This window comes from Serratia entomophila (assembly GCF_021462285.1).
Lineage (GTDB): Bacteria > Pseudomonadota > Gammaproteobacteria > Enterobacterales > Enterobacteriaceae > Serratia > Serratia entomophila.
Window position 1 is genome coordinate 3,222,187 of the sequence record NZ_CP082787.1, and the last position, 16,314, is coordinate 3,238,500.

The window sequence follows — 16,314 nt, forward strand, 5'->3', positions numbered from 1 at the left end:
GGGCGCCGAATGTCCAGCGCCCGGCGGCGTCATTGTTGTTTATGGCAAACTTATCTACAGTAGCCGCAATAAAATCAGTCACTCTCAAGGAATGCGCGTGATTAAGGGCATCGGTCTTTCGGTTATCGCCTCGGTATTATTTGGCGTGATGTATTACTACACCTCGACGCTGGCGCCGCTCGACGGCGAGCAGGTCTTCGGTTGGCGCACCCTGCTGACGGTGCCGTTTCTGACGCTGTTTATGCTGTTTTCCGCCGACTGGCGCAAGGTGGGCGAGACGCTGGCCTGGGCTTGCCAACGGCCGCGTCGGTTACTGTTTCTGCCGCTGACCTCGGCGCTGCTGGGCGTTCAGCTGTGGCTGTTTCTGTGGGCGCCGCTGCACGGCAAGGCGCTGGAGGTGTCGCTCGGCTATTTCCTGCTGCCGTTGACCATGGTGCTGGCGGGCCGGGTGATATTCGGCGATCGGCTTTCGCTGCTGCAAAAACTGGCGGTGGCCTGCGCCCTGCTCGGCGTGGGCAATGCGCTGTATCAGGTGGGCGGGGTTTCCTGGAGCACCCTGGTGGTGGCCCTGGGTTATCCGGTTTACTTTATTCTGCGCCGGCGCTTCGGCACCGACAACCTCGGCGGGCTGTGGTGCGAACTGACGCTGATGCTGCCGGTGGCGGCCTGGTTCGCCTTCGGCGACGGCGGCGCATCGGCGGCGCTGCGCGTCAGCCCGGCGCTCTATTGGCAAATCCCGCTGTTGGGGGTGATTAGCGCCGCGGCGCTGGTGTGCTACATCCTGGCCAGTCGCCTGCTGCCCTTCAGCCTGTTTGGCCTGCTGAGCTACGTGGAGCCGGTGCTGCTGGTGATCGTCGCTTTGCTGCTCGGCGAGAGCATCAGCCGCAGCGAGTGGCTGACCTATCTGCCGATTTGGCTGGCGGTGCTGCTGTTGGTGGCGGAAGGCACCCGCCACCTGCTGCGCCGCCGGCGCATTTAACTCAGGAAGCCAGGGTGGCGCCGCCGTCGATCACGATGTCCTGCATGGTGATGTGGCTGGCCAGATCCGAAGCCAGGAACAGCACCGCGTTGGCGATTTCGTCCGGACGGGCTATCTTGCCTAGCGGGATGCCCAGCTTGAACATCTCGGGGAAGCCGGCGATGGTGCGCCGTTCGGCATCCGGAGTTTGCCACATGCCGCGCTGCATCGGGGTGTCGGTCGAGCCCGGCGACACCAGGTTACAGCGCACGCCAAACGGCGCCAGCTCCAGCCCCACGCAGTGATTCAGGCTGGTCAACGCCGCCTTGGAGGCGCAGTAGGCCGCCATCTGCACCCGCGGCACGTGCGCGGCGTTGGAGCCGACGCTGACGATCGCGCCACGGCGCTGCGCCTTGAAGTGCGGCAGCAGCGCGCGGAACAGGTAGAACGCGCCCGAGGCGTTGACGTTGATGCACTGGTGCCAGTCCTCCACGCTCAGCTCTTCGGTATTGCCCATGCGCAGAATGCCGGCGGCGTTGACCAGCACGTCCAGCCGGGGATTTTCCGCCAGCTGCCGGCGGCACACCTCGGCAACCTGTTCCGGCCGGCTGATATCCAGCGTCACGCAGGGGTAAGGCAGATCCTGCCGAGCGAACTCGCGGTCAAACCCCACCACCTCGGCGCCCTGCGCCATAAAATGCCGGGCGATCTGCTCGCCGATGCCGCGCGCCGCACCGGTCACCCACACGCGCTTGCCGCTGAAATCCATCTGTACGCTCATGGGCGCACCGCCATCAACGCGTTCGCGCCGGCGTCGTTCATTGTCATTATCGGTTTCTCCTGCAAAAAGGGTAGAAAGCCGGCCTTACAGCGCACCGCTGTTCAGGCCAAAAGCGTTAAGCATGGTGCCCAGCTTGGCGGCGGTTTCCGCCCATTCGGACTGCGGCGTCGAGGCTTCGACGATGCCCGCGCCGGCAAACAGCCGCACCCGGTTGCCGCGCAGAATGCCGCTGCGGATGACGATCGCCCACTCGCCGTCGCCGTTGGCGTCGCACCAGCCGACGATGCCGCTGAACAGGCCGCGATCGTACTGCTCCAGTTCGGCGATCAATTGGCGTGCAGTTTCGGTCGGGAAGCCGCACAGCGCAGGCGTCGGGTGCAACAGGCAGGCGAGCTGCATCACGTTAAGCTGCGGGTCCCTCAGCTCGCCGCGAATGCGGGTGGACAGGTGCCACATGGTGCCGGTGCTCATCAGCGAAGGCCCGGAAGGCACGCTGAGCGTGGCGCACAGCGGTGCCAGCCGCCGGCGAATGTCGTCGATCACCAGCCGGTGTTCATATTTGTCTTTGGTTGAACGCATCAGGCGTTCGCTGCCGATGCGGTCCTGCTGCGCATCCGCCTGGCGGCGCGCCGAGCCCGCCAGCGGATTGGAGTGGATCTCGCCGCCCTGTTTGCGGATCAGCAGTTCCGGGCTGGCGCCGATCAGCACGCCGCCGTCGGCCAGCGGCAGGGAAAAGTGGTAACCGTTCGGGTTCTGCACCATCAGGTTATTGAGGATCTGATGGCCCGCCACCGGCTGCTCCAGCTCGATCTCCAGAATGCGCGACAGCACCGCCTTGCTCAGCTTGCCCTGTTTAAAACGGCTGACCGCTTCCGCCACCGCATGCTTGAAGCGCGGCTCGTCCGGAATGCTGGTGCAGGCGGTCAACCGGTGCCGCTGCTGCAGCATCGGCCGCGCATCGCGGGTGTAATGATCGTTGGCGACGAACCGGCTCTGTTGCGGTACGTACAGGCAGGAGGGCTGGCGGGTATCGAAAGGAATGGCGCCCACCACCACCGGCGCATCCTGGCCGGCCTGTTTGGCGCGCTGCAGCGCCTGGCTGATGTTCTGCGCCAGCGCGCTGTCGGCCTGCTCACCGCCGAAGGCCGGCGTCTCGATCCGTTCGAATACGCCATCCGCGCTCAGCGAGCGGAACTCCGACTGGTATAAAAAGGTAGATTGCTCTGAGTAAACAAAACCGGGAAAGGTTTCGTTTTCCGTTGTCAATGTAGCCACAAGACCACTCCTTTGCGTTGCCCGCACTAATGATAATGGTTATGCGAATGATTATCATTAGTTATAATGATCGGTAAATTACACCGCCGCCCGGCGCGGGTCAATCACCGTTAGCGTAATAATTAATGAATAAAACGCTCAGGCATGGCAAATTCACGTTACAGTGCAACGCAGATTAATATACTGATTTAACAGTAAATAAACGTAGTTACATCGTCACAATCATGCCAGTAGCGGCCCAGAAATCGGCGGCCTGCACGGCACTGCGGGGTGAGTGTCTTAAGCAGTTCTAATTCAAAGGTCTGGGTTTGCGCATCAATTGCCACCATGCGCGCATCCAAAAAATCAAAGTAGCGGCGCACCTGCGGGTACAGCGCTTTGAACAGGCTCTCCTTGGCGGAGAACGTCAACGTCAGCATCCGGTTGAACGCCTGCGGCCCGCGGCGCAGCGCGGCGCACTCATCAGCACTGACGATGGCGCCCCACAGCTCTTCCGCGCGCGCCTGCGGCATCAGCGTCTCCACGTCCAGCCCGACGCCGCCCAGGCCCTTTTCAGGGTGCACCGCGCACAGCGCGGTATCCGCATTGTGGCTCAGCGCGCCGGCGACGCCCGCCGGCCACCGCGGGGCGCGATCTTCGCCTGGCAGCAGGATAAAACCGCTGAAGCCCAACGGCGCCAGCAGCCGCTGCGCCAGACAGCGCCCGGCCAAATACTCCGCCCGGCGCTTGGGCACCGCGCGCGCCAGGTGCGCCGGCAGATCGAGGCCCGCCTCGCGAAAGCGCTCGTCACGATAGTCCGCCAGTGAAAAACGGCAACGCGCCACCTGCCCAGGGTAATCAGCCAGGTTAAAAAGTTCGATATCGCGGATAAAAGCGGGCAACGAGAGGTTCCTTGAACAATGCGCAGAGCGATGATTTTAGCCCCGGCGCTCCCCGGCAACAACGACTATTCCTCTCCCCCGCCGCCGGGGGAGAGGAACGCAGCTTACAGAATGCCCTTCATGGTTTTTTCAAAATCGCTCCAGGCGCAGAAGCCGTCCTTGTCGATTGGGCAGCCTTTCAGCGCCAGGGTCACGCGCTGCGGCGGGTTTTGCAGCGTCAGCGGCGTGGCTTTGCGCAGTTGATCGGTAGACTGGTAAACGTATTCAATCTTCAGCAGCTCGCGGTCATTCTGCTTGTCATGCCAGCGCTGGAACACCAGCTTGCCGCCGATCGGCGTTTTCTCGTACTGCAGCGGCAGTTGATACGGCTGGAACTGCATCGCCGACAGCAGCGAAGCGATATTCGAATCGTGGCCGACCAGCACCGTCAGCTTGGGCGCATCCGGTTTGCGTTCGCCGAGCAGCGCGCCGTTGATGTAGGTCAGCAACGGTTTGGCGACGTTCTGCGCCACCACCGGCGAGGTGAACAGCGAGTCCTGATAGCCGTCTTTCAGCTGCGCCAGCTGCTTCCACTGGTGCGGGGTGACAATTTTGCCCCAGGCCACGTCCTTGAGCGGGAAACCTTCGTAATACTGCAGCATAAAGGCGTCCACCAGCGAGTTGCCCACCCGCAGCGGCCCGGCCACGCCCGGCTCCTTGCCCGGCACCGCGCTTAGGATGCTGGCCTCTTTGGTCAGATCGCAGTGCCGGTCGGTTTTGCAGGCGCTGGAATCTTTATAATCGACGATTTTCGCCAGCTGCCGGTAAGACGCGTCCAGCTTCAGCGAGGCCAGTTTGGCGTTCATCGCCGCCAGCGCCTGTTGATTGAAGGCTGCGCTGCCGTCGGTGATGACCGGGTTGAAGGTCGGGTCCATCTCGCCCATTTTTTCCTGATGGTGCACGCTGACGTCGCAACCGGGGAAAGCGCCGTTGCTGAAGAACTGCGCGGTGGCCACCGTGCGCTGCAGGCTGTTGGCGTATACGTACAGGCTGCCGGCGGCCGGGCAGCCTTCCTGCGGCAGCAGGCCGGTCTGCTTCAGCCAGGCGTTGAAGTAGTGCCCCATATACACTTCCAGCACCCCGCCCTTGGTGGTCAGCAGCCCGCCCGGCGTTTCCCATGCCGGCCAGGCCCGCGGCGTGGACTGCGCCAGCACGCTGCCGTTATTGGCCAACGGCGCGCGCAGGTTGTGGCGGCTCATCACCAGCACCTGCTCCAGCTGATAGCCGTCGGTTGCCCCCCATACGGTCCCGGTGAACAACAAAGGCAGGCACAGCAATAACGTTTTTTTTCTCATCCGCAGAGGCTCCCGGAAAGTGATTATTTTTAATGTGTTAGCTTTCGCCCGGCTATGATGGCGGGGTTGGTCGACCAAGTGTGTGATGGGGTTCACGGGAAAAGATCGTACCAGCGGCCATCTTCCGATGGCCGCCGCAGGTGAGTTTAGAACCACAGGCGCATGATCGGCCAGCCGATCAGCAACAGCGCGGCGATGTACACCACGCCGAGGATGCCCCCCAGCCGCCAGTAATCTTTCGATTTCACGTAGCCGCAGCCGTAGATGATCACCCCCGGGCCGGTGGCGTACGGCGTCAGCACGCCCATGATGCCGATCGACAACACCAGCAGCATCGACAGCTGCTCCATCGGCACGCCCGGCAACCCCTTGCCCACCGCCAGGATCACCGGCAACAGGGTGGCGGTATGCGCCGACAGGCTGGCGAACAGGTAGTGGGCGAAATAGAACACCAGCACCAGCGCCACCACCGTCATGTTGGGCGAGAAACCGCCCAGGTGGGTGCTCATGGTCTGGGCGAACCAGTCGATAAAGCCGGAGCGGGTCAGGCCGTTGGCCATCACCACCAGCGTCGCCAGATTGACCAGGGTGTTCCAGGCGCTGGAATATTTGGTGATGTCCTTCCACGAGACCACGTGCAGCGCCAGCATCAGCGACACCGCCAACAGGCACACCGCGGTGGCGTCCAGCACCTTGCCGCCGAACACCCACAGGCACAGGCTGAACAGCACCAGGCCGATCAGGGTGTACTCCTTGCGCGTCAGCTTGCCCATTTCGCCCAGCGCGGTGTTGGCCCAGGCCGCCACTTCGCTGCTGTGGGTCACCCCCGGCTTGTACAGGCAGTAAGAAATCAGCGGCGCGACGATCAGCAGCAGCAGGCCGACCGGCAGGAACGCCAGGAACCACTGCATCCAGCTGATGTGCACCCCGGCGATTTTGCCGACGAACTCGATGCCCAGCACGTTGGGCGCCGCGCCGGTCACGAACATCGAGGAGCTGATGCTGGTGCCCACCACCATCATCCACATCAGGTAGCCGCCGATGCGTCGCGAAGAGGGATCGTTGGGGAAGGAATCGAACAGCGGCGGCAGGTTTTTCACCACCGGGAACACCGTACCGCCGGTGCGGGCGGTATTGGACGGGGTGAACGGCGCCAGCAGGATGTCGATGATCACCACCGCATAGCCCAGCGTCAGGGTGCGCTTGCCCATAAACTTCACCAGGAACAGCGCGATGCGCCGCCCCAGCCCGGTGGCCTCGTAGCCCAGCGCGAAGATAAAGGCGCCGAACACCAGCCAGACGGTGGTGCTGGAGAAGCCCGCCAGCCCCCATTTTAGCGCTTCCTTGCCCGCTTTGAAGCCAGGCTCGGCCAGTTCCTGCGCGCCGAACAGCACCCAGTTGGCGCTCAGCACGCTGACGGTCACGGCGATAAAGCTGATGGCGGTGGCGGGGATCGGCTCCAGAATCATGCCGACGATCATCGCCACGAAAATGGCGAAGTAGCGCCAGGCCTGCGGCGGCATGCCGTCGGGCACCGGTATCAACAGCAGGATCGCGAGCACCGCCAGCGGCGCTATCGCTTTCCAGATTTTTTCCTGGGTTTGGGACATGGGGATTTCTCCTGAAAGTTATGATTCCTGGTCACCCGGCTGCGGCAGTTGCGCCAGCAGCCAGGTCACGATCAACAGGTCGGCGCTGCCGCCGGGGCTGAGATTGCGGGCGATGCACTCGGCGTCGAAGCGCTGCATGTCCTGCGCGCCGTTCTGCGCCAGCAGCGCGGCGGCGCGCCGCTGCAGCCAGCGCAAGCCGCCGATGCCGCCGCGCGAGGCGACGTTGGTGTCGTCGTTGTGGGCCATCAGCCACAGCAGGCTGTCCGTCAACGCCCGTTGTTCGCCCTGTCCCGCCGCCATGCGCCGCCGATACAGCGGCAGCGCGCCGGCGATCGCCAACCGGAAACCGGACTCCGCCTCACCGCGCGCCCCGCTCAGGCCGTGGGCGGCGAACAGCCGCTGGCCGGCGGTTTGCCCGGCGTTGTTGCGCCGCAGTTCGTTCGCCACCAGCCCCTGGCACATCGCCGCGGTTTCGGCGCACAGCGTTTCGGCGCTTATCGCACGGCGCTGCTGGTGCAGGCGGCCGAAGGCGGCGCACAGCAGGCCGAGCGAAAACACGCTGCCTTTGTGGGTGTTGACGCCGCCGGTCGCGCGGAACATGTGGTTTTCACAGGCCAGGCCGAGCGGCCGCAGCCGCGCCAGCTGGTGTTCCACCGGCAGCGTGGCGTCTTCGCGGCCCTGGCGGATAAAGCGCGGCAGCCACGGGCCGATGGCGCGGGCGCTGCGGTAGAAATGGCCGAGATCCATATCGCGGTGCGCGCCGCTGTTGTGGCGATCCACCAGCCCCGGCTTGGGCGTGAGGTTGACCTCCACCAGCAGCGCGCGGTAGGCGGCGCGGGCGAAGTCGCAGGCCGGCTGCGGCGCTGGCGAAGGCGAATTAACCGGCTGAGAGCGCATCATCGAGCCTCCTTGCCATTTCACTCAGCAGCTCATCGCTGCCGTGGCGCCGCTGACGGGCGCAGATCCTGGCCGGCTGGCCGCACAGCAGGCAGCGGCGCGCCGGCAGGCCAACGTCGCGCCGCGACAGAATGCGCCCCTGCGGATTGATCACATCGATGTCCCACAGCCGGCCTATCGGCTGGCGCGCTTCCAGCTGCATGGCGCAGCCCTTAACCCGCAGAGCGTCGACCGGCAGCGCCAGATAGCCTTCGCAACCGGTCGACAGCGCCAGCGTTTCGGCCTGCAGGCAGCGCCAGCCCTGCTCGGCCAACAGCCGCTGCAGCGCCCGCCACCCCAGGTTGAAGACGCCGCGCGTCAGGGCGCTGTCTTTCACCGGCCCCGGCGCCACCAGCGTCAGCACCAGCAGCGTGCAGCTATGGCGCGCCAGCCACGCCTGCTGGCGGGCCTGGCGGCATTCGCGGCTGGCCAACAGCGCCGGCAGGCTCACCGCGCGGTTGGCGGCTAAACGCGGATCGACGGCGGCCATGGCTTACTCCGCCACCTGGTGAACCACGTCGATCACCGAGCCATCGCGGTAGCGCACCACCGCCACCACCTTGTCGGTGAAGGCGATCGGCGCCGGTTCGCCGGTCAGCTGCAGCGCACGCTGGCGCAGCCAGTCGATGCTCACCACCGGCAGCCCGGCCTGCCGCAGGCGTTGCGCCAGCTCCGGCCGCGCCGGGTTGACGGCGATGCCGTGGTCGGTCACCAGAATGTCGATGCTCGAGCCCGGGGTAACGCAGGTGGTCACCTGCTCGACCAGCGTCGGGATGCGCCCGCGCACCAGCGGCGCCACGACGATCGCCAGCCGGGCGGCGGCGGCGGTATCGCAGTGGCCACCGGAAGCGCCGCGCAGCACGCCGTCCGAGCCGGTCAGCACGTTGACGTTAAAGCCGGTGTCGATCTCGAGCGCGCTCAGCACCACCACGTCCAGCCGATCGACCGAGGCGCCCTTGGAACTGAAGTTGGCGTATTGGTTGGCGCTGATTTCGATGTGGCTGGGGTTGCGCGCCAGCGACATCGCCGCCGCGCGGTCAAAGCTCTGAACGTCCAACAGCTTGCCGATCAGCCCTTTCTCATGCAGGTCCACCATGGTCGAGGTGATGCCGCCAAGCGCGAAGCCGGCGCGAATGCCGCGCGCGCGCATCTTGTCCTCCAGAAAACGCGTTACCGCCAGCGAGGCACCGCCGGTGCCGGTCTGCAGCGAGAAGCCTTCGGTGAAGTAGCCGGAACCGGCGATCACCTCGGCAGCGCGGCGGGCGATCAGCAGCTCGCGCGGGTTGGAGGTCATGCGCGTGGCGTCGGCGCCGATCTTGTCGGCGTCGCCCACCCGCTCCAGCTGCACGATCAGATCCACCCGATCCTGCGCCAGGCTGGCCGGATGATGCGGATACGGCAGGATTTGCTCGGTCAGCAGCACCAGGGTGCCGGCCGCTTCGGCATCCACCCGCGCATAGCCGAGCGAGCCGCAGCAGGCCTCGCCGCTGTAACCGTTGGCGTTGCCGAACTCATCGCAGGCCGGCACCCCAAGGAAGGCGACGTCGATGTTCAGCTCGCCGGATTCGATCAGGTTGACCCGCCCGCCGTGGGAGTGGATCTGCACCGGCTCCGTCAGCAGGCCGCGCGAGACGGCGTCCGCCAGTGGCCCGCGCAGGCCGGAGGTGTAAATGCGGCTCACCACGCCGTTGCGGATATGTTCAACCAACGGTGCATGGCAATCGGTCAGCGAGCTGGAGGCCAGCGTCAGGTGGCGAAAGCCCATCGCCGCCAGCGTTTCCATCACCTGGTTCAGCGCCAGGTCGCCGCCGCGAAACGCATGGTGGAACGAGATGGTCATGCCGTCCTGCAGCCCGCTGCGGCGCACCGCCTCCTGCAGCGAATCGCAGCGTTTGAGATCGCGCGGTTTGCGCGCCTGCAGGTTGGCCTTGGAAACGTCCTGATAGCCCGGCAGATCCGCCGGGTTGGCGAAGGTCATCAATCGTTGTTGGCGGTTCATCATGCTTCCTCCCCGTGCTGCGCCGGTTCTTCCCGTAAGCCGGACAGCGCGGCGCGCTCCAGCACCAGCCGGGCGCGTTCAATCACCGGGCTGTCGACCATTTTTCCGTTGAGCGACACCACGCCGCGCCCTTCCCGCTCCGCCGCTTCGGCGGCGTCCACCACCCGCTGGGCGTGCGCCACCTCTTTGGCGGTCGGCGCGTACAGGTTGTGCAGCAGCTCAATCTGGCGCGGGTTGATCAGCGATTTGCCGTCGAAGCCGAGCTGTTTGATCAGCGCCGCCTCCTGCAGGAAACCGGCCTCATTGTTGGCATCTGAATAGACGGTGTCGAACGCCTGAATGCCGGCGGCGCGCGCCGCCTGCAGCAGCGAGCAGCGGGCGAACAGCAGCTCGATGCCCTGCGGCGAACGCTCGGTGCGTAGGTTGCGCACGTAGTCTTCCGCCCCCAGCGCAATGCCTATCAGGCGCGGCGAAGCCTGAGCGATCGCCACCGCGTTGGTGATGCCCTGCGCCGATTCGATCGCCGCCAGCAGGCCGGTGCTGCCCACCGGGCGGCCGCAGTCGGCCTCGATGGCGGCGATTTCCCGCGCCATGTCGATGACGTCCTGCGCGCTGTCGGTCTTCGGCAGCCGCACGATGTCCGCCCCGCCGCGCACCACCGCCTGCAAATCCGCCAGGCCGTAGGCGGAGTCCAGCGCGTTGACCCGCACGATGGTTTCCACCTCCCGATACAGCGGGTGCTGCAGCGCGTGATACACCAGCCGCCGCGCGGCGTCTTTCTCGCGCAGAATGACCGAGTCTTCCAGATCGAACATCAGCGCATCGGCCTGGTAGATAAAGGCGTTGCTGACCATCGCCGCATTGGCGCCCGGCACGAACAGCATGCTGCGGCGCAGCCGGGTTTTATTCAGCGTCTTCATCTTTCGCCTCCCAGGGCAGTGGCTCGCCGCCGCTCGCGCGCATCAGCGCGGTTTCCAGCCGGGCGCGCAGCACGCAGTCCAGCGCGCCCTTGTCGTCGATCATCACCTGCACCGGCTCCACCTGATAACGCTGCAGCACCTCCAACAGAGTGCGGCGGATGGCGGCGCCAAACTGCTTCTCTACGCTGCTGGCGATCAGCAGATCGTGCTGCGGCCCCTCGGCCGGCGCGATGCGCACCATGACATCGCTGGATTCCAGCGTGCCGGCCATTGCTTCTCGGATAATTTTCATCATTCACCTGATTGTGCGGACTCAAAGGGATGCGGGGCCGCCTTGGCCCGGCGCTGCGTTTGCAGATCCTGCAGGTAGTACAGGGTGTCCGGCGGCACCAGCGGCGCGGCGGCGTGAAAGTCCCCCGCCGCCAGCAGCTTGCGCACCCAGGAGGCGGAGATCGCCGTGCCCTGATACTGCAAACGCTCAATTTCCACCAGCGCGATCGGCGGGCTGGGCAGCGCCGGCGTTTCCAGCCAATAGCGCATGTCGCGGTTGTATTTCGCGGTCACCGCGCAGAAGGGTTCGTTGCCGACAAAGCGGTGGGTAATGCCCAGCGCCGGCGCCAGATGCTGGCGGAAGATTTTCAGATCGATTTCGGTGTAGCAGTCGTCGGCCACGCCCTGATCCTTGATGAAATAACAGGGGAAGGTGGCGCGCGAAATCACGTACTGCGAGCCTTCATGTACCGTGAGGTTGGGGATATCGGCGGTGCCGGCCAGCACCAGCCGCCGCCGGTCTTCATAGCTGAAGCGCGAGGTGTTCTCTTTGACCAAAAACAGATGCAGCCAGTCGCACCGCTTCGCCGCCTGGCGCACCAGATACTGGTGCCCGCGGGTAAAGGGGTTGGCGTTCATCACGATGCTGCCGATGGTGTCGCCCGGCCGGCGCTGCGCCGCCAACTGGGCCGCATAGCGTTTCAGGCGGCACGGGCTGTTTTCCATCAGCACCACGATGCCGGGCACGGTGGCGATCGGGTAAAAACCGCACTGGCGGAACAGCGGCTCGTTCTGCACCTTGGTGTAGATAAACAGCTGGGTGTGATGGCGCTCATAGGCCAGGTTGACCAATTCGGTCGCCAGCGCCAACGCCAGCCCTTCCCCGCGCATCTGCGGGCTAATGGCGACGCATTTGATAATATTGTCGGCGATGCCGCCGCAGGCGAGTAATTTCTCGTTTTGGGTCACGGTAATAAAAACCTCTACCGTGGTATCTATATTCAGATCGTTGCTGCGCAGAAATGCGTTTATCGCCGCTATGCTTTTATGGTCCGATCTTTTCACCCGATTAAATACGGCATCGCCTAACATGATACGCTCTCTGGGTTAACTGACAAATAACAAATGAAATACAAAAAGATATTTTAATTAACATCAGTAATGGCAATTAAAACCTTAAAAACCATTAAGATAAAATCACCCTCACGTTCGATGAATCCATGGTAAGCAGAAAAAAAACGCGGATTATTGACCTATTTCACAAACCGATCCCGGTTAATAAGTTATTTAATGTTCTTTATTTGCTTAATTAATCTTATGGTGTTTATTATTGAGATAATCTTTATTTGGCGCCGCAATTCACTTACATTCGCTTAGCATTTTTATTGCAATTACGGGTCGCACTATGGAATGGCTGAACATCCTGATCGTTGAAGACGAAACGCCGCTGGCGGAGATGCACGCGGAGTTTATCCGCCAGAACGGCGGCTGCCGCCAGATTTGGCTGGCGGGCACGCTGGCGCAGGCGCGCATGATGACCGAACGCTTTAAACCGGATCTGATCCTGCTGGACAACTTCCTGCCCGACGGCCAGGGCATTGAGCTGCTGCGCGAGCTGACGCTGAGCGGCTATCGCGGCGGCATCGTGTTCATCACCGCCGCCAGCGACATGGCCACCGTGGCCGAGGCGCTGCGCTACGGCGTGTTCGACTACCTGATCAAGCCGCTGGCCTATGACCGGCTGAGCCAGACCCTGCAGCGCTTCAGCCAGCGCCGTGAAGCGCTGAAGGACAAGGCGCGCCTCAACCAACGCCGCATCGACGAGATGTTCAACACCTACGCCCGCGGCGAACGGCAGGCGGCGCTGCCGGCCGGCATCGACGCGCTGACGCTGGTGAAAATCCGCGCCCTGTTCGAAGAGCCCGCGGCGCGCCACACCGCTGAAAGCGTTGCGCAAAAAATGGGATTAAGCCGCACCACCGCCCGCCGTTATCTGGAGTTTTGCACCGCCGCTCAACAGCTGGGCGCCGAGATCATTTACGGCAAGGTTGGCCGCCCACAGCGGATCTACCGCGCCGTCTAACGCTAAGGCGCGGTTATTTGATCGCCCCTGCAAGCTTGAATGTAACCGCTTTACTTTTTTAGCGCTCGTCAGCATCTTGGTTGGCAGACCTCCCCTTTTATCCGCCGACAGGACGATAGCCGATGCGCCTTTTATCCCTGACCGAGATCCTCGCCCGCCGCGACTGGCAAAACCCGGCCTGCACGCATTATCAGCGCCTGGAAGCGCACCCGCCGTTCGCCAGCTGGCGCGATGAGGCCGCCGCCCGCGACGACGCCCCCAGCGGCAGCCGACAATCGCTGAACGGCGACTGGCGCTTCAGCTATTTCCCCCGCCCGCAGGCGGTGCCGGAAAGCTGGCTGCAGCAGGATTTGCCCGATGCCGGCCACCTAACGGTGCCCGCCAACTGGCAGTTGGCCGGCTACGACGCGCCGATCTACACCAATGTCCGCTACCCGATCCCGGTCGATCCGCCGCGGGTGCCGGAGGATAACCCCACCGGTTGCTATTCGCGCACCTTCAGCGTCAGCGACGGCTGGCTGGCCGCCGGCCAGACGCGCATCATCTTCGACGGCGTCAATTCGGCGTTCTACCTGTGGTGCAACGGCCATTGGGTCGGTTACTCGCAGGACAGCCGCCTGCCGGCGGAGTTCGATCTCAGCCCCTGGCTGCAGGCGGGGGAAAACCGGCTGGTGGTGATGGTGCTGCGCTGGTGCGACGGCAGCTATCTGGAAGATCAGGACATGTGGCGCATGAGCGGCATTTTCCGCGACGTCAGCCTGCTGCATAAACCCGCCGCGCACCTGAGCGATATCCGCATCACCACCCCGCTGTACGACAGCTTCAGCCGCGGCGAACTGGTAGTAGCGGCGCACGTCAATCGGCCCGCGCCGCTGCAGGTGCAGGTGCGGCTGTGGCGCGACGGCCAGTTGGTGGCGGAAAAAACCCAGCCTTTGGGCAGCGAAGTTATCGACGAGCGCGGCGCCTACGACGACCGCACCACCCTGCGGCTGCCGGTGGAGCGCCCGGCGTTGTGGAGCGCCGAGTCGCCCGCGCTGTACCGCGCCACCGTCGCCCTGCTGTCGCCGCAGGGGGCGACCCTCGAGGTCGAGGCCTATGACGTCGGCTTCCGCCAGGTGGAAATCAGCGGCGGGCTGCTGAAGCTCAACGGCCGGCCGCTGCTGATCCGCGGCGTCAACCGCCATGAGCACCACCCGCAGCACGGCCAGGTGATGGATGAAGCCACCATGCGCCACGACATCCTGCTGATGAAGCAACATAACTTCAATGCGGTGCGCTGTTCCCACTACCCCAACCACCCGCTGTGGTACCGGCTGTGCGACCGCTATGGGCTGTACGTGGTGGACGAGGCCAATATCGAAACCCACGGCATGCAGCCGATGAACCGGCTGGCGGATGACCCGGCCTGGCTGCCGGCGATGAGCGAACGCGTTACCCGCATGGTGCAGCGCGATCGCAACCATCCGTGCATCATTATCTGGTCGCTGGGCAACGAGTCCGGCCACGGCTGCAACCACGATGCGCTGTACCGCTGGGTGAAAAGCCAGGATCCCACCCGCCCGGTGCAGTACGAAGGCGGCGGCGCCGACAGCGCGGCCACCGACATTGTCTGCCCGATGTATGCCCGGGTGGATCAGGACCAGCCCTTCCCGGCGGTGCCCAAGTGGTCGATCGTCAAGTGGATCGGCCTGCCACAAGAAAACCGCCCGCTGATCCTGTGCGAGTACGCCCACGCGATGGGCAACAGCTTTGGCGGCTTCACCCGTTACTGGCAGGCGTTTCGCAGCCACCCGCGCCTGCAGGGCGGCTTCGTCTGGGACTGGGTGGATCAGGCGCTGACCCGCCATGATGCACAGGGCAACCCTTACTGGGCCTACGGCGGCGACTTCGGCGATACGCCGAACGACCGGCAGTTTTGCCTCAACGGGTTGGTGTTCCCGGACCGAACGCCGCACCCGGCGCTGTTCGAAGCGCAGCGGGCGCAGCAGTTTTTCAGCTTCGCCTTCGACCCTGCTACGCTGGCTCTGACCGTCAGCAGCGACTACCTGTTCCGCACCTGCGATAACGAACGGCTTAACTGGCGGCTGGAGCTGGACGGCGTGGAGCGCGCCAGCGGCAGCTTCGATCTGGCTTTGCCGCCGCAGGGCAGCACCAGCTTCACCCTGCTCGACCGGCTGCCGGTGCTGCACCAGCCCGGCGAGCTGTGGCTGAACGTGGAGGTGGTGCAGCCGCAGGCCACCGACTGGTCCGAAGCGCACCACCGCTGCGCCTGGGATCAGTGGCGGGTGCCGCGCGCTTTGCACCTGGCCGCCGCAGAGGCCAAAGGCGCCGCGCCGCAGCTGCATGAAGACCGGCAGGGTCTTGAGATCCTGCATGGCAATCAGCGCTGGCGCTTTGCGCGCGACAGCGGCTGCCTGGAGCAATGGTGGCAGGATGGCGCACCGCAGCTGCTGACGCCGCTGCGCGACTGCTTTATCCGCGCACCGCTGGACAACGATATCGGCGTCAGCGAAGTGGAGCGCATCGATCCCAACGCCTGGGTGGAACGCTGGAAGCTGGCGGGTATGTACCGGCTGGAGGAACGCTGCACCCTGCTGCAGGCCGATGCGGTCAGCGACGGCGTGCGGGTGGTGAGCGAACACCAGTTCGGCGTTGATGGGCAAATTTTGCTGCTCAGCCGCAAACAGTGGCTATTCGACGCGCTGGGCGCGGCCAGCGTCAGCGTGGAGGTCGAGGTGGCCGATGCCCTGCCGCCGCCGGCGCGCATCGGCCTGAACTGCCAACTGGCGCAGGTGCAGCCGCAGGCCGAGTGGCTGGGCCTCGGCCCGCACGAGAACTACCCGGACCGCCGGCTGGCCGCACAGTACGGCCGCTGGCGGCTACCGCTGGCGGACCTGCACACGCCGTACATTTTCCCCGGCGAAAACGGCCTGCGCTGCGACACCCGCCGGCTGCAATACGGCGGCTGGCGCATCGACGGCCATTTCCATTTCTCGCTCAGCCGCTATGGCCTGCAGCAGCTGATGGCCTGCACCCACCAGCATCTGCTGCAGCCGGAGGCCGGCACCTGGCTGCATCTGGACGGCTTCCACATGGGGGTGGGCGGCGACGATTCCTGGAGCCCGAGCGTGCACGAAGACTACCTGCTGAACGCGGGCCGCTATCGTTATCAGCTGAGGTTAAAACGCGCAGAACGGGGCTAAATCTGCCAAAAGCTCAACGGGTTGCGCATTCTGTAAGCAAACAGTCACAGAATGTGTAATCCGC

Annotated in this window: 14 protein-coding genes; 3 read left to right on the top strand and 11 right to left on the bottom strand. The window is 64.4% G+C overall.

Annotation, left to right across the window (positions count from 1 at the left end):
• The first annotated feature begins 97 nt into the window (after window positions 1-97).
• Window positions 98-979: an EamA family transporter RarD gene (gene rarD / locus KHA73_RS15695; protein ID WP_314725569.1), complete on the top strand. Its 882-nt coding sequence runs from the start codon at window positions 98-100 to the stop codon at window positions 977-979.
• A 1-nt stretch (window position 980) separates the two neighbouring features.
• Here the strand turns inward: rarD and dhbA are convergent, their stop codons facing one another.
• The 11 genes from dhbA to citC all read right to left on the bottom strand — a co-directional run bounded on the left by dhbA (window position 981) and on the right by citC (window position 12,056).
• On the bottom strand, window positions 981-1,739 hold the full coding sequence (dhbA, locus tag KHA73_RS15700; RefSeq protein ID WP_234585305.1) for a 2,3-dihydro-2,3-dihydroxybenzoate dehydrogenase: 759 nt from the start codon (window positions 1,737-1,739) through the stop codon (window positions 981-983).
• Window positions 1,740-1,823: 84 nt separating this feature from the next.
• Window positions 1,824-3,014: an isochorismate synthase gene (locus KHA73_RS15705; protein WP_314725568.1), complete on the bottom strand. Its 1,191-nt coding sequence runs from the start codon at window positions 3,012-3,014 to the stop codon at window positions 1,824-1,826.
• 188 nt (window positions 3,015-3,202) lie between these two features.
• A complete protein-coding gene (locus KHA73_RS15710) occupies window positions 3,203-3,895 on the bottom strand; it encodes a 4'-phosphopantetheinyl transferase family protein (RefSeq protein ID WP_234585306.1) in 693 nt (230 codons plus the stop codon).
• Window positions 3,896-3,999: 104 nt separating this feature from the next.
• Entirely contained in the window at window positions 4,000-5,229 is a 1,230-nt protein-coding gene (agp, locus tag KHA73_RS15715; RefSeq protein ID WP_234585307.1) for a bifunctional glucose-1-phosphatase/inositol phosphatase, read from the bottom strand.
• Between the two features lie 146 nt (window positions 5,230-5,375).
• A complete protein-coding gene (locus tag KHA73_RS15720) occupies window positions 5,376-6,839 on the bottom strand; it encodes an anion permease (RefSeq protein ID WP_234585308.1) in 1,464 nt (487 codons plus the stop codon).
• 18 nt (window positions 6,840-6,857) lie between these two features.
• Window positions 6,858-7,736 (bottom strand): triphosphoribosyl-dephospho-CoA synthase CitG, encoded by an 879-nt coding sequence (gene citG, locus KHA73_RS15725; RefSeq protein WP_234591296.1) that lies wholly within the window; start codon window positions 7,734-7,736, stop codon window positions 6,858-6,860.
• Complete coding sequence (citX, locus tag KHA73_RS15730) at window positions 7,717-8,265, bottom strand: citrate lyase holo-[acyl-carrier protein] synthase (RefSeq protein WP_234585309.1); 549 nt, start codon at window positions 8,263-8,265, stop codon at window positions 7,717-7,719. Before citX ends, citG begins: the two co-directional genes overlap by 20 nt.
• 3 nt (window positions 8,266-8,268) lie before the next feature.
• Window positions 8,269-9,774, bottom strand: coding sequence for a citrate lyase subunit alpha (gene citF, locus KHA73_RS15735; RefSeq protein WP_234591298.1), 1,506 nt, complete (start codon window positions 9,772-9,774; stop codon window positions 8,269-8,271).
• Window positions 9,774-10,694, bottom strand: a complete 921-nt coding sequence (gene citE, locus KHA73_RS15740) for a citrate (pro-3S)-lyase subunit beta (protein WP_234585310.1) — start codon at window positions 10,692-10,694, stop codon at window positions 9,774-9,776. The genes citF and citE overlap by 1 nt, the downstream gene beginning before the upstream one ends.
• Complete coding sequence (citD, locus tag KHA73_RS15745) at window positions 10,678-10,986, bottom strand: citrate lyase acyl carrier protein (RefSeq protein WP_234585311.1); 309 nt, start codon at window positions 10,984-10,986, stop codon at window positions 10,678-10,680. Before citD ends, citE begins: the two co-directional genes overlap by 17 nt.
• Entirely contained in the window at window positions 10,986-12,056 is a 1,071-nt protein-coding gene (citC, locus tag KHA73_RS15750; RefSeq protein WP_234585312.1) for a [citrate (pro-3S)-lyase] ligase, read from the bottom strand. The genes citD and citC overlap by 1 nt, the downstream gene beginning before the upstream one ends.
• A gap of 313 nt (window positions 12,057-12,369) precedes the next feature.
• Between citC and dpiA the strand changes: the two genes are divergently transcribed.
• Window positions 12,370-13,047 (top strand): two-component response regulator DpiA, encoded by a 678-nt coding sequence (gene dpiA / locus KHA73_RS15755; protein ID WP_234585313.1) that lies wholly within the window; start codon window positions 12,370-12,372, stop codon window positions 13,045-13,047.
• A 122-nt stretch (window positions 13,048-13,169) separates the two neighbouring features.
• Window positions 13,170-16,250 (top strand): beta-galactosidase, encoded by a 3,081-nt coding sequence (locus KHA73_RS15760; RefSeq protein WP_234585314.1) that lies wholly within the window; start codon window positions 13,170-13,172, stop codon window positions 16,248-16,250.
• Window positions 16,251-16,314 lie beyond the last annotated feature (64 nt).

Excerpts from the sequence above, each read along its gene's own strand:
- dpiA (WP_234585313.1), top strand. The coding sequence starts at position 12,370 with ATGGAATGGCTGAACATCCTGATCGTTGAAGACGAAACGCCGCTGGCG.
- citE (WP_234585310.1), bottom strand. The coding sequence starts at position 10,694 with ATGAAGACGCTGAATAAAACCCGGCTGCGCCGCAGCATGCTGTTCGTG.
- KHA73_RS15760 (WP_234585314.1), top strand. The coding sequence starts at position 13,170 with ATGCGCCTTTTATCCCTGACCGAGATCCTCGCCCGCCGCGACTGGCAA.
- citC (WP_234585312.1), bottom strand. The coding sequence starts at position 12,056 with ATGTTAGGCGATGCCGTATTTAATCGGGTGAAAAGATCGGACCATAAA.
- dhbA (WP_234585305.1), bottom strand. The coding sequence starts at position 1,739 with ATGAGCGTACAGATGGATTTCAGCGGCAAGCGCGTGTGGGTGACCGGT.
- KHA73_RS15720 (WP_234585308.1), bottom strand. The coding sequence starts at position 6,839 with ATGTCCCAAACCCAGGAAAAAATCTGGAAAGCGATAGCGCCGCTGGCG.
- citF (WP_234591298.1), bottom strand. The coding sequence starts at position 9,774 with ATGAACCGCCAACAACGATTGATGACCTTCGCCAACCCGGCGGATCTG.
- citX (WP_234585309.1), bottom strand. The coding sequence starts at position 8,265 with ATGGCCGCCGTCGATCCGCGTTTAGCCGCCAACCGCGCGGTGAGCCTG.
- agp (WP_234585307.1), bottom strand. The coding sequence starts at position 5,229 with ATGAGAAAAAAAACGTTATTGCTGTGCCTGCCTTTGTTGTTCACCGGG.
- citG (WP_234591296.1), bottom strand. The coding sequence starts at position 7,736 with ATGCGCTCTCAGCCGGTTAATTCGCCTTCGCCAGCGCCGCAGCCGGCC.
- citD (WP_234585311.1), bottom strand. The coding sequence starts at position 10,986 with ATGAAAATTATCCGAGAAGCAATGGCCGGCACGCTGGAATCCAGCGAT.